We start from the raw sequence: 13,870 nt of genomic DNA, 5'->3' as shown, positions 1-13,870 counted from the left end.
AAGATTTGGTTTTGTTGAGCGCATATTGGTATACTTTGGAACTTCATACGTCAAAGTATTCCTCAAATCTTCGGACAATAGACGCATAATTGATTTCCATAGTGTAGGCTTGGAATAAATGAATTTAGCGATAATGCGCTTTCGCTCCAAGTTTTTTAAAAAATATTTTGCCTCTTTTCTTAGTGGATGAGATTTGTTTTCTGAATGATCTTCGATGTACGGTTATAGACTCTCAATTGGGCGTTTCGTCTTGGTCGGATTGTATTAATACCCTTAGACTGTATTTATACCTCTTCTTGGGCGTTTTGATACGTATGTTTCGAATCTTGTATTTGGACTGGCACAAAGTTTGAATTTTACCCTGCTGTAATACATAAATTATTCACAATAACACATCGACGTATGAAAAAATTAATTCAAACACTGGGACTAGGTATGCTTATTTTAACAGTATTAGTAGGCTTTACATCATGTAGCAAAGATGATGATCCGGCTGATAACGATCTTTTTGTTGGAAAATATGAAGGCACTATTGGCTTTGATGACATGAACAACAATGATAACGATGTTGCCTCGGGAGAAGGAACGGTTACTGTAACAAAAGTTGGCGATACCTATAATTTTGCTTTTGGAAATGGCATTCCTAATCTCAATGGAGTAGATTTTGAAAAAAAGGATAACGTCTTAGTTAATATCGGCTCAGCAGGTACGGGATTTATCCGTATTGATGCCGGTAAATTGACAATTGGTTATACAAAAGACGGCAAGGCATGGACGGCCAATTGTAATCGGAAATAGTCCTGCGAAAAATAGAAAGCGCCTGTTTGCCAGGTGAATGTTGTGAGTTTAACATTTTATAACATTATTTTCTAAACGATTTGCGGAGCGATACTGTTCTATTAACAAACAATAAAACGAAAGTAATTATGAGCGAATTAACATGGAAAGGCCGTTGGAACGAAATCAAAGGCAAGGTAAAACAACAATATGCAGACCTTACCGACGATGATCTATTGTATGCTGAGGGCAAAGAAGACGAATTGGTAGGTAAGCTTCAAAAGAAGACCGGTAAAACACAGGATGAGGTAAATAAGTGGTTGAACGATTTGTAGGTTTAGTATTGTGTGATAAAAAGCGGATAACAGCATTGTTATCCGCTTTTTTAATTTGATAACAATTTCCTCAATGAACTTTTATGCTTGTTGAATTCCTATTGCCTTGTACGGATTGTTTTCGTTACAAATCATCAACAGCGCAATACCTTTTATTTTTTGTTAAAATTGAATCGTCGCGCAATACTAAATCCCCAGCGAAATTGCCCTTTGCCCCATGAGCTATTTGTTTCGCTGATAAACTGAGATTCTTGTATTGCGGTCGCATTGGTAAAATTGAGGTGGAAGATATGGCCTCCGGTATCCATTTCTAGACCGACACCCAAAGCATTATAGTAACGTTGACCACCCACTTCTTCACGGTACTTCTTGTTCGATGCTTTTCGGAAAGGCAATGTATAGTCTGCGACTAGCGCAATTCGATTACTAACCTTAGCCCGCCCACCGATACCGATAGCGAATACATCATTTTGATCATTAAAAGCCGTATAATTTCGGTGAAGATAAGAAGGAACTACAACGAGCGAAAGATCTGAGCTGAATTTTCGGGCGATGATGAGCTGCGTTACATAACTCAATCGGTCATTGAAGTTCTCAAAGCTTGCTGCTGAAGACTTATCCGTACTAGCTTCCATCGCGGATAGGGTAGTGCTTCCAAAAAAAGCTACGGAAACAGGTATGCTATTGTCGACCGTTTGTTCGATAAATCGGTATTTCACATTACCCTCAAATAGCTGCCGAGCAGCCGTTGCGCCCTTCGCGCGGGCGATTCCAATGTTCAGGTTATCGAATAAACCATAATCAAAACCTATTCGGATGTCGGTCGAATTATCGAGGCCAAAGAAATTTTTACCTCCACCCGCGCTGCCCGCGATATCGCCAAAGCGGTGATCTACTCTAAAGTCCATTTCATTACGATGAATTGTTTCTGTGGTCTTGAGATTGATCAAATTGCCGGATTTAAAGGTCGCCGTGACTTTTTCATTTTTGGGTGCATCGATATGGATTAATTTATCGAGATCTTCCTGCGCAAATGACTTTGCGAAAGGAAAGCAAAGGAGTATAAGTAGTATTTTTCTCATTTGTAATGAATTCGTATTATGGTTTGTAGGTCGCATCAACGGTGATTTTGACTACTTCAGCAATTTTTTTTTCCAACGATGGAAGGAATAGAAATTTTATGATCTGCAAGTTTGACCTGAAAATTTGCTACCGCCTTTATCGTGCCATCTGTAACAGTAAATGTTGCCTTTGTACTGTAAGGTTTAGTAACCCCATGGATTAGAAGTGTGCCTCTTACGTTCAGCGTATAGCTGCCATCCTTTGTTAATTTGTCCGCGTTGTCGACTTTGCCTTTAAATTCTGATAGGGGGTATTGATCACTTTCCATGTAATTTTCATTGAAATGCTCCTGCATGAGCTTTTTGTCAAATTGAAAAGATGTATTTTTTACCCGAAAGATGATATCTCCGGTTTGAAGGTTCATCGCCGAAGCGCCTAAGGTACTTTTGGCTTCGATGTCTCCCAATGGCGCATTACTAAAAAAGGTGATGCTGGTCTCTTTTGAAACAAAAGAAGCCTTTTGCTGCGCAAAGGTCGTCATAGCGATGAGCATCATGAAGAGCGCTATGTACATGTTGATTTTTTTCATATGCCTAACATTAGTTTTCAGGTGAATTCCTTTTGATCCATGCATCCAGCAGTTCTATTTCTTTTGCGGAGAGTGAGCTGCCTAGTGGCATGGATTTGGTCACCAGTACCGCATTATTAATCTTTGCAATATTGTCTTTGACGGAGATATAACCACTGAACGTCCATCGTCCACTTGCCGAACGTCCTGTCGCGTGGCACGAACTACATTTCGTTTCAAAGAGTGCTTTAGAAAAATTCGTGTAAGACACATTTAGTACCGTCACAGTTTCAGTGCCGTTATCCGGATTGTTCGTAAGTTCTTGCGCCTGCTTTTTGGTACAGGCGGAGAAGGAGAGAACTGTTAAGGTAAAGAAAAAAATGACTAGGTAACGATGTGCTCTGAGGCAAGGATTTACGGTTTTTAGATTTTGTGCCATAAGTTTGAATAGTTAGTTTTGGTTTAGTTAGCAGGGGCAACGGTAGAGTTGTCGTTTACGATTGGCCAAACGCCAACGCGTGGGAAACTTATCCCTTTATTATCTCCACGCTGTGTATCCTGGCCGAAGTAATATAAGGGCCATCCTTTGAACGTTAATTGTTTCTTTCCATAGACGGTAATGACAGCGATGTCAGCCGTACGAACAAGCGAAGGCAGAGCTCCAGTCTCTTTTTGAAAGATAGGCCAGATCGCATCATTACTGAAATCTGCAGCAGTATAATTGTTTTTGTTGAATTTGTCGGGTTTAAAGGCATACAACGTTCTGCCCTTATCATCGGTCAGGTAAATTGTTTTTCCGGTTCCTTCGGTATAGTCGCCTAAATAGTTTTTAGTATCGTGTCCGATAAGTTGCGCATTCGCAACCATGAGTAAATAATCAGGTTTGGCCACGTACCATATTTTATTGACAGCATCTCCTTTCACCTGACCGGATTGACTATCGCCTGCATAATAGTAAAGCGGCCAGCCCTTAAATGTGTTTTGTTTCGAGCCATCTTCACGTGTTATTTCACCGATCAGGCTTTTGTCAATTTTTAGGTCTGTGCTTGTTTCACTGCTGTAATAAACCGGCCAAGTGGCCAGACAATTACCGCTGCAGGTCGAAGCTCCTTTTGTATCATTCGAAAAGAAATAGAGTGTTTTACCGTCGGCATCGGTCAGAATATTACCAAATTGGGTATTGGCAGACATTTGCACGCCCTTGTTTTTATTTTCGACATTGCCAGGTTCACCATCGCTTTTTGAACATGCAGAAAACAATGTTAAGGTCAATAGACCACCTATAAAAGTTAATTTGACTTGTTTTTGGTTTGATTTCATAATGGTATGTTTTAAAATAATGTCTTGATATTACGATCAGGTCAGTGAAAAGGTTGCTTGGAAATTGAGTTGAAAAAAAATATTTTTTGGAGGCAACCTTTTCGATTATCCTCTCGTATAAGACTTAATACTATATTTATCAAAAGAAAGAAGCAATATCGAGTGGCGATAACAGAAGTTGACGAAAAATCTATCCATATTATTAAAGGATGTATTGATGAGGACCGCAGGGCTCAGAAAGATCTTTACACCATCTACTACGCTATGTCTTTAGGGATATGTCTGCGCTACGCTAATAACAGGGAAGATGCTATCAGTATTTTAAATGAAGGCTTTTTCAAGGTTTTTAAAAATATCAACAAATATGATTTTCAGAAGCCTTTTTCCATATGGATCAAAAAAATCATGACAAATACTGCAATTGATTTTTATCGGGCAAAGATTAAACAGGGCATCTTGGTAGATGTATCCATGTATGAGCATACCATTATTGAGGATGATAGCATCAGTCAAAAGTTAAACTATGAAGATTTATTAGCGATGGTACAGCAGCTTCCACCTGCCTACAGAACAGTGTTCAATCTCTATGCGATCGATGGTTATGGACACGAAGAAATTAGTGGCATGCTGGGAATTGCCATTGGAACATCAAAATCTAATCTGCATAAAGCACGTGGTAGACTGGCGGAAATGGTGGAAGTTCAAGGGGTAAAATTTGGTAAAACGGAGGAGAAAAGATGATGGAAAAGGATAAGAATAAGATTGATGAGCTATTTAGGTCGGGCTTAAGTGATGCTAACTTTGACTTTGATGAATCACATTGGCAAGATATAGAATCGCGATTGGACAATGAAAGGCGTGTAAAGAGACGAAAGATCGTCGTCTTAACGAGCTTGGCAGCTACACTTGCAGCAGTTTTAACGATCTTTTTTGTTTGGAATAGCGCGTTATTTAAAACCAATAATTTACCAGGTGAAATAAATACAGCCGGTATTTCGCCTGAAAAGGAGGTTCCGGAGAACAAAACTGTTCAACCTAAGGAGTATTCGCCAGACGAAACCAAACGGGATCAAGATTGGATTGCATTTCAGCCGAACAAACGTGCGAATAATGTGTTCCAGATTTCAAATGAAACCATCGTACTGCAAGATATCCGTTTGGAGAAGATAGCCGATGCAAATCCGATAGTCGGGCAAGAAAGAAAACTAAATACTGTATTCACAATTCCAACCATGGAATATAACAATCAAAGATTGCCTCATTTCAACTTAAGAGAAGAACCGGTTGAAGGGACAGGGGAGCGTCTGGCAGCCATTTATCAGCCTAAAGAAAGTGTGGGATCCAATGCGCAGGAAAGAGAGCGGTCGGTTGTTAGTTTCTTGGCCGGGCCAGATCTGACAAGCGTGCGGGGGGCAGGTAAATCCTCCCTTAGTGAAAATATCGGTTTGGCCTATTCCTATCCCCTCACAAAAGCACTGCGTGTGTCTGTGGGTGCTACCTACGCTAAAAAGAATTATACGTCAGCGTATAAATTTTATGCGCCATCAAATCCACCGGAAATGGCACAATTGCCGAGCAATGTGAGCGCTGTATGTGATGTTCTTGATGTACCACTGACAGCGAGTTATACGGTTTTGAAAGGTAAAAAAGTGAAGTTCAATGTCAGTGCAGGACTTTCGAGCTATTTTATGCTAAAGGAAAAATATACCTTCGACTACGAAGGTGGAGGTAGCTATGGCGGATCTCAGAAAAGTGCCGTCTATGAAGTGAATGGAGAGAACCAGCATATCTTTGGTGTTGCCGATTTCTCGATTTCCATTGAGAAGAAAATTAACGATAAAATTAATATTGGCGTAAAACCTTTTGTTAAAATGCCTTTGACAGGGATAGGTTACGGAAATGTAGATCTGGAATCTAAAGGCGTTGCGTTTACCTTGGGAATGAGTTTGTAATGCGGAATCGCTCGGCTTTCGTTTGGGGCATGTTCGGTACAGCTTCGCATCAGGGAGCGCCTCTGGGCGTACTAATCTTCTATTTCATTTCTAATGTGCTGTTCGTATGTGAACAATTCGAATAATAACTGTTCGCATACGTACATTTCATTTTTTGAAGCAGATCCTAAATTAGGCTATAATGCGCTTCAGAAGGTATAAATGAACTAGAGGACCCTATGGTATGGTATTTGGCACGGAGCTAACAAAATTGATCTTATGTTCTTTATGCATTTTGAAGTTCAATTTTCATTTTAGTCATTCACTATAAATAAATATATAGGTTGTTTAGCTGCGTCGGGAGATGCGGCTTTTTTTGAGGGCAAAAAGCCTGATTTGACGAATTTGCCCCTTAAAATAAGAAGATTTTACCCCCCTTCCGTTGTAACGTTTTTGATAATATTGCAAGTGTCAATACGACATTTTATGGTGTTGGCAATATTAAATAACCAAGAGTGTTTGCCTGATTAGCTGAATACCCGCTCCAAATCATATAAAAAATAGGTGTAGGAAAAGTAAGCTGGCTAAAACTCAAAAACAGCTAAATAACCAAGTTTAATTATGATGAATTTACCAATCAAAAGTGGATTGTTTGATCCTTGAATTCCCAAAGAAACGCAATAATGCTACCTCATATTGCCGTACTACGCTTCATCAAAATATTTTAATTACTAAACAGTTTTACTTATGAAAAGAAAAATAGTATTCACACCGTGCTGGCTTTGTTGTATCTGCTTTTTACTTTTAAGCTTACAGCAGACTTATGCGCAGTCAATAACTGTACGGGGCCAGGTTACCGAAAATAATAGGCCACTGGCCGGAGTGACCGTCAAAAATATCGGTTCCACAGTGCAAGCACAAACAGATACACAGGGAAAATATACGATCAGTGCTGCCACAGTCACGGCATTAGAATTTACCTTTCTAGGTTATGCGAAACAGCGCTTTGAATTCAGTCAGCTCAAACAGATCAGCCAAGGGAACTACGAGCTTAACGTGCAACTTGATGCTTCCGAAGGAGATGTTTTGGATGAAGTGGTGGTGGTCGGTTTCGGTTCGCAGAAAAAAACAAACCTGACCGGTTCGGTTGCGGTGGTGGATGCCAAGCAACTAGAAAATAGGCCGGTAAGAAATGCGATCCAGGCACTGCAAGGACTGGCACCAGGACTAAATATTTCCCAAAACTCGGGAACGATGGAAACCAATCCATCCATTAATATCCGGGGGACGGGCACCATCGGAACCTCTTCTTCGGCACCACTGATTTTAATCGATGGTTCTGAAGGGTCTTTGGCGGCACTAAATCCACAGGATATTGAAAGCGTATCTGTATTAAAAGATGCTGGAGCGGCTTCAATTTACGGCTCTAGAGCTGCCTTTGGGGTTATTTTAGTTACTACAAAATCTGGAAAGGCTGGACGTACATCGGTAAATTATAATAATAGCTTTCGTATGAATGCCCCAACATTAATGCCGAAGATGATGGATTCTTATACATTTGCGCAATACTTTAATCAGGCCGAAGTCAACGCAGGTGGTTCACCACATTTCTCCGCGGAGCATCTGCAGCGCATCCTGGATTATCAAAACGGAAGCCTGAAAAATTCGACGATAGTCGATCCAAACAATAAATTGTATTGGGCTGAAGGATATGCCTATGGTAACGACAACAACGATTGGTTCGATGTCATGTATCGGGATCAGGCTTTTGCTCAGGAGCACAACCTAAGCCTCAATGGTGGAACCGAAAAAACAACTTATTACCTTTCAGGTAATATTATGAAACAACAAGGGTTGATGGCCTTCAATACGGATCATTACGACCGTTACGCTGTTGCTGCTAAAATCAATTCTAAAGTATCTGACATCTTTCAGGTAAATTACAACGCGCGATTGGTGCGTGAAGACTACGACCGTCCGGCTGCATTGACCAATAGTTTTTATGATGATTTAGGCAGACAGGGCTGGCCAACGCTGCCTCTGTATGATCCAAATGGATACTTGTTCAGTTCTCCCTCACCTGCACTTGCCATGAAAGAAGGCGGACAGGATAAATCAAGTAAGGATTACATTTACCAACAGTTACAACTCATCCTCGAACCTATTAAAGGATGGCGTACAACTGGTAATTTTAACTATAGAACCACAACTCAATTTCGTCATTGGGACTCGCAGCGTCTTTACAACCATGACGTGAATGGTGATCCGTATCTGTATAAAAACTCATCCAATGTGTACGAATTTGGTTTAAAGGAAAACTACTATAACATTAATATCTTTTCTGATTACGATAAGAGCTGGGGCGACCATCATGTTAAAGTTATGGTCGGTGGTCAGATTGAACACACGGCCTATCGCAATCTCGGTGTGCAACGCGACGGAATCATTATCCCGGATCAACCGGTATTGAATCTGACCTCCGGCACAGACATCAATGGAAAAGCAGTAGTGCCTTCTGTATCTGGCGAATATCAAAAATGGGCAACAGCGGGTTTCTTCGGCCGATTGAATTACAATTATGCAGAAAAATACCTATTGGAAGCTAATTTGCGTTATGACGGTTCATCACGCTTCCGCAGCGATAGCCGCTGGGGCTGGTTTCCTTCAGTTTCTGCAGGATGGAACATCGCCAAAGAAAACTTTATTGCAGAGTCGGCACCATTTATTAATATGCTGAAATTAAGAGCTTCCTACGGAGAACTGGGTAATCAAAATACCGATGTCTGGTATCCGACTTATGTCACGCAACCAACGGGTACAGCCAATGGCGCTTGGCTAATTAATAATGCTCGACCAAATTCTGCTTCGGCTCCAGGCTTGGTAAGTGCCTTATTGACCTGGGAATCCATCAATACCAAAAACTTAGGCGTCGATTTTGCTTTTTTTAAATAGCCGACTTTCTGGGTCTTTTGAGGTCTTCGAACGGAAAACATTTAATATGGTCGGCCCAGCTCCACAGTTGCCTAATACATTAGGAACCCAGGTTCCTCAAACAAATAATACCGACTTAAAAACAAGAGGGTTTGAAGCTACACTGGGCTGGAATGACCGTACAGCCAGTGGTTTCGCATATGGAGCAAAGTTTCTCCTGTCGGATTATACCACAACAGTAACACGCTATCCAAACGCAATAGGGTCATTATCAAACTATCGGGAAGGCCAAAAGTTAGGTGAAATATGGGGATATCAAACCCTTGGTATCGCAAAGACAGAGGAACAGATGAGTCAACATCTGGCGAGCTTGCCCAATGGTGGACAAAATGCATTAGGAACACAATGGGGGGCAGGCGATATCATGTATGCGGATTTGAATGGCGACGGAAAAATAGATGGTGGAAGCAATACAGAGGCCGATCCTGGTGATCGTCGTGTGATTGGAAACAGCACGCCGCGTTACTCCTTTGGATTGAATCTGAATGCGGATTACAAAAATTTTGATTTTAGTGTTTTCATGCAAGGTGTCATGAAACGCGACTATTGGCAAGGTGGCTATTATTTTTGGGGAGCAACTTCAAAATGGTGGTCAACGGGCTTGGTCGATCATCTTGATTATTTCCGTACCGCAGACAATCCATTGGGCGAAAATCTTGATGCGTATTACGCACGTCCTGTTTTTGGAACCTCCAAAAATCAACAGACGCAGACGCGCTTTTTGCAAAATGCAGCCTATATCCGCATAAAAAATATTCAGCTAGGCTATACCTTACCGAAAGAAACAACCAAACGTTTTTGGTGTGGAGCGTCTACGCGTATACGTTTCCGGAGAAAATATCTGGACCGGCCTCAAGTGTAGCGGGAATGTTTGATCCCGAAACTATTGATGGCGGAAGCAACGGAACGGTTTATCCATTGACAAAAGTATGGTCTGCAGGTTTAAGTGTTACATTTTAAGTCGATTCATTATGAAATTCAATAGTACTATTTTTAGATTGATGCAATTGGGCCTTGTCGCTTTGGTAGGCCTAGCTTCCTGCAATAAATATTTGGATATTGCACCCCCTTCGTCCATCATACCTGAAGCGTATCTGGATGAGGAATCACAACTTGCTGCTTATACCGTAAATCAATATGCTGGACTGTTTCCTTCGCATGGCAACTGGTCCTTTGGCACGTTCGGCATCGACGGAAATACAGACAATATGGCTACTCCAACACTCGATAATAAGTTTATTCCAGGCCAATGGCGCGTTGGATCGAACGGCGGTGACTGGGATTTTTCAAGTATTTATCAGATGAATTATTTTATCAATACGGTGGTTCCCAAATGGAAGGAAAATCGTATTCTCGGAAATTCCAGTAACATAGCACATTATATCGGTGAAGCCTATTTTTTACGGGCTTATGTTTACTTTGGGAAATTGCAGGCCTTGGGCGATTTTCCGATTATTCGCAATGTGATGTCGGATAAGGATAAGAGTATTTTAGTGGAAGCGAGCAAGCGTTCACCAAGAAATGAAGTCGCGCGTTTTATACTTTCAGACTTGGATTCGGCCATTACCTTGCTGAACCAAAGTTCTCCCGATGGCAAGAAACAGCGGATCTCAAAAAATGTAGCCCAGCTGTTCAAGTCCCGAGTAGCTTTGTACGAAGGTACCTGGCTCAAATACTTTAGCGGAACCGCATTCGTCCCTAAAGGACCAGGATGGCCTGGTGCGGCAAAATCATACAATAGCAATTATGCATTTCCGACGGGAAGTATTGCCGGAGAGATCGACTACTTTTTAACGCAGGCCATGGAATCGGCAGCTGCGGTTGCTGACAATGTGCCGCTGGTGAGCAACACCGGAATAATAGAATCTGCCAACAATGAGAATCCTTACTTCAGTATGTTTGGTGCCGTGGATATGTCCAGCTATGGCGAAGTACTTTTGTGGCGACAATACAACCAGAGTTTGGTGACACACAATGTACCGGTATATGCACAGCGTGGCAATTATGCGGTTGGTTTGACACGCGGCCTTGTTGAAAGCTTCCTGATGTCCAATGGACTGCCTATTTACGCTTCCGGCAGTGGTTATGCGGGCGATGATTACATCGCAGATGTTCGGAAAAATCGCGATGGTCGTTTACAATTGTTTTTAAAAGAGCCCGGCCAAAAGAATGTATTGGTCAATATTGGACAAGGTACGCACTATACCCTTATTGAACCCACACCGACTGTTTACGATACCGATTGGGAAAGACGTTATACAACGGGGTATACTATACGTAAAGGTATTTCATACGACGGTTTACAAACGCTAAACGGACAGGGATTTACGGGTAGTATTACCTTCCGAGCTACCGAAGCTTACCTCAATTATATGGAGGCCTGTTTCGAAAAGAATCAAAATTTAGATACGAAGGCGCAGGCCTATTGGCGCTCATTGCGTACACGTGCTAAGGTCGACCAAGATTTCAATGCAACCATTGCTGCAACACAAATGGAGAAAGAGAAGAAAGATTGGGGCGCGTATTCTGCAGGACAGTTTGTGTCACCTACATTGTACAATATACGTCGCGAACGCAGAAGCGAACTCATGGCGGAAGGTCTACGTTGGATGGATCTCAAGCGCTGGCGTGCGATGGACCAGCTGATTACAACAGCAGACCATTTTGAAGGCTTTAAACTCTGGGGGCCGATGAAAGATTGGTACAAACCCGAACAGCTGATTTATGGCGCTACCAATGATAAATCTGTCGTTTCAGATCCTGCACGGAGTGAATACCTCAGACCATTGGAGGTCCGAAGCAATGCCCTGTCTTATACTGGGGTGAAATTTGCCATGGCGCATTATCTTGCACCTATTGCCGTCGAGCATTTCCAGTTGGCTTCGGATGATGGAACAGCAGAAAATTCCGTTATTTATCAGAATCCAGGATGGTCACTGATCAGTGGAACTGCCCCAACCGGCTTGTAGAAATATAAAAAGGGATATGTGTCATCTCATTATTACACAAATACGAATATATCCCTCTTTTTGACTCAATATCCCCCTTGACTACGTAGGAAAAGGGGGATATTTTTGTTTACTGATCATCACGAGCAGTTAACTCAAAGAAACTTAAACTAAATCATGAAAAAACTTTTATCTGTCTGTCTTAGTTTGCTGTCAAGTTGTTTTATCGCCTATAGTCAACAGCCCATCCTACCGCAGTATAAATTGGTCTGGTCGGATGAATTTGATTATAATGGTGCACCCGACACGACTAAATGGAGTTACGAAGAAGGTTTCAAACGCAACCGGGAAGAGCAGTGGTATCAAAAGGAAAACGCTTCCTGTCGTAATGGCCTGTTGGTTATTGAAGCAAAAAAAGAACAACGTAATCATCCGGGTTTTATTCAGGGCAGCTCTGATTGGATTGCCAGCCGTAAAAAGATAACCTATACTTCGGCTTCGATAAATACTTTAGGAAAGCAGCACTGGAAATACGGAATTTTTGAAATCCGCGCGCGTATCCCTGTTGGAGAGGGCCTTTGGCCCGCATTCTGGACTTTAGGCACGAGCAAGGAATGGCCATCCAATGGTGAAATAGATATCATGGAATATTATCGCGGCAATATATTAGCCAATATCGCAACTGGCACTGACCAACGGTGGAAAGCACATTGGTTCGGTAAGACAAAAGCAGTCAAAGATCTTGGCGGAAAGGCTTGGGCAGATCAATTTCATATCTGGCGCATGGTTTGGGATGAAGATGCCATTACGCTTTATGTGGATGATATGGAAATGCTTCACGTCCCTATGGATCAATTGGTCAATCGGGACGGTACAGGATTCAATCCATTTACCCAACCACATTATCTCCTGTTAAATTTGGCCCTCGGTGGAATAAACGGTGGCACGATAGCTGATAAATTACTTCCCGCTAAATATGAAATTGATTATATCCGGGTCTATCAAAAAGTAGAACGTGCTGAAATGAATAGCTTTACGCCAGGGGAAATATGGAAAGACCAATCCGGTGATGTGATCAATGCCCATGGCGGCGGCGTACTTCATCAAAATGGAAAATATTATTGGTATGGTGAGAAACGTGGCGGAACGACATCCCAGGGCGTCAATGTGTACTCATCCAATGATTTGTATAACTGGAAGTTTGAAGGATTGGCTCTCACACCTAGCGCAGATTCTACAAGCGATATTGCCTGGGGCTGTATTATGGAACGGCCAAAGGTTATCTATCATGAGCAGCTGAAGAAATATGTGATGTGGTTCCATCTTGAGTTGAAAGGGCAAGGCTATGCAGCAGCCAGGGCCGCCGTTGCTACCAGTGACTCTCCGCTTGGGCCGTTTCAGTTTGTCCACAGCTTCCGGCCAAATAACAATATGTCACGTGATATGGGTTTATTTGTAGACATCGATGGCAGGGCTTACCAAATCTATTCATCGGACGAAAACTATGCCTTACGCCTGGTTCAATTAACCGATGATTACCTGCATGTGACAGCAAAAGATTCCTTACTCTTCCGGAATCATCGGGAAGCCCCAGCTTTATTCAAGCATAAAGATCAGTATTATCTGATCACCAGCGGATGCACCGGCTGGGCTCCAAATCGTGCAGAGCTCCATGTCGCTAAGAGTCTTTTTGGCCCCTGGAAATCCCTAGGGGATCCAATGCAAGGGCCAAATTCGGCTTTGACTTATGGCGGTCAATCCACATTTATTCTTCCTGTCGCAGGAAAAACAGATGCCTTTATCTTTATGGCCGACCGCTGGAACCCCAAAGATCTTATGGATAGCAGATATATCTGGCTACCGGTAGATCTCCAGAATGAAAAAGTACAGATAAATTGGAAGGATCAATGGGATTTAAGTGTATTTCACTAGGCCTGC

At 42.0% G+C, this 13,870-nt stretch carries 12 protein-coding genes; 8 read left to right on the top strand and 4 right to left on the bottom strand.

Features of this window, described 5'->3' with window-relative positions; translation table 11 throughout:
- Positions 1-402: 402 nt before the first annotated feature.
- Positions 403-798 (top strand): hypothetical protein, encoded by a 396-nt coding sequence (locus tag DTA23_RS01010; protein ID WP_070565238.1) that lies wholly within the window; start codon positions 403-405, stop codon positions 796-798.
- A 128-nt stretch (positions 799-926) separates the two neighbouring features.
- On the top strand, positions 927-1,112 hold the full coding sequence (locus DTA23_RS01005) for a CsbD family protein (protein ID WP_046672091.1): 186 nt from the start codon (positions 927-929) through the stop codon (positions 1,110-1,112).
- A 152-nt stretch (positions 1,113-1,264) separates the two neighbouring features.
- Here the strand turns inward: DTA23_RS01005 and DTA23_RS01000 are convergent, their stop codons facing one another.
- From DTA23_RS01000 to DTA23_RS00985, 4 genes are read right to left on the bottom strand one after another with little or no spacing between them, the layout of a single operon-like run.
- Positions 1,265-2,194 (bottom strand): DUF5777 family beta-barrel protein, encoded by a 930-nt coding sequence (locus DTA23_RS01000; protein WP_070565318.1) that lies wholly within the window; start codon positions 2,192-2,194, stop codon positions 1,265-1,267.
- Between the two features lie 56 nt (positions 2,195-2,250).
- Complete coding sequence (locus DTA23_RS00995; RefSeq protein WP_172462284.1) at positions 2,251-2,763, bottom strand: YceI family protein; 513 nt, start codon at positions 2,761-2,763, stop codon at positions 2,251-2,253.
- Between the two features lie 10 nt (positions 2,764-2,773).
- Complete coding sequence (locus DTA23_RS00990) at positions 2,774-3,181, bottom strand: c-type cytochrome (RefSeq protein ID WP_070565240.1); 408 nt, start codon at positions 3,179-3,181, stop codon at positions 2,774-2,776.
- A gap of 23 nt (positions 3,182-3,204) precedes the next feature.
- Complete coding sequence (locus DTA23_RS00985) at positions 3,205-4,062, bottom strand: hypothetical protein (protein WP_112373573.1); 858 nt, start codon at positions 4,060-4,062, stop codon at positions 3,205-3,207.
- A 162-nt stretch (positions 4,063-4,224) separates the two neighbouring features.
- On the opposite strand from DTA23_RS00985, the gene DTA23_RS00980 reads away from it, so the two are divergent.
- The 6 genes from DTA23_RS00980 (at position 4,225) to DTA23_RS00960 (ending at position 13,864) form a co-directional block, all read left to right on the top strand.
- Positions 4,225-4,803: an RNA polymerase sigma factor gene (locus DTA23_RS00980; RefSeq protein WP_236586116.1), complete on the top strand. Its 579-nt coding sequence runs from the start codon at positions 4,225-4,227 to the stop codon at positions 4,801-4,803.
- Positions 4,800-6,014 carry an outer membrane beta-barrel protein gene (locus tag DTA23_RS00975; RefSeq protein ID WP_112373572.1) on the top strand — a complete coding sequence of 405 codons (1,215 nt, stop codon included), beginning with the start codon at positions 4,800-4,802 and terminating at the stop codon, positions 6,012-6,014. The genes DTA23_RS00980 and DTA23_RS00975 overlap by 4 nt, the downstream gene beginning before the upstream one ends.
- Before the next feature lie 726 nt (positions 6,015-6,740).
- Positions 6,741-8,945 carry a SusC/RagA family TonB-linked outer membrane protein gene (locus DTA23_RS00970; RefSeq protein ID WP_218565286.1) on the top strand — a complete coding sequence of 735 codons (2,205 nt, stop codon included), beginning with the start codon at positions 6,741-6,743 and terminating at the stop codon, positions 8,943-8,945.
- A 46-nt stretch (positions 8,946-8,991) separates the two neighbouring features.
- Positions 8,992-9,846, top strand: coding sequence for a SusC/RagA family TonB-linked outer membrane protein (locus DTA23_RS27385; RefSeq protein ID WP_218565285.1), 855 nt, complete (start codon positions 8,992-8,994; stop codon positions 9,844-9,846).
- 109 nt (positions 9,847-9,955) lie between these two features.
- Positions 9,956-11,953, top strand: coding sequence for a RagB/SusD family nutrient uptake outer membrane protein (locus DTA23_RS00965; protein WP_070565245.1), 1,998 nt, complete (start codon positions 9,956-9,958; stop codon positions 11,951-11,953).
- A 156-nt stretch (positions 11,954-12,109) separates the two neighbouring features.
- Positions 12,110-13,864 (top strand): family 43 glycosylhydrolase, encoded by a 1,755-nt coding sequence (locus DTA23_RS00960; RefSeq protein WP_070565246.1) that lies wholly within the window; start codon positions 12,110-12,112, stop codon positions 13,862-13,864.
- Positions 13,865-13,870: the final 6 nt, after the last annotated feature.

This window comes from Sphingobacterium multivorum (genome assembly GCF_900457465.1).
In the GTDB taxonomy this organism is placed as follows: Bacteria; Bacteroidota; Bacteroidia; order Sphingobacteriales; family Sphingobacteriaceae; genus Sphingobacterium; species Sphingobacterium multivorum.
The sequence above is the reverse complement of the archived record's forward strand: the minus strand, read 5'-3'. Positions and strand labels throughout refer to the sequence as shown.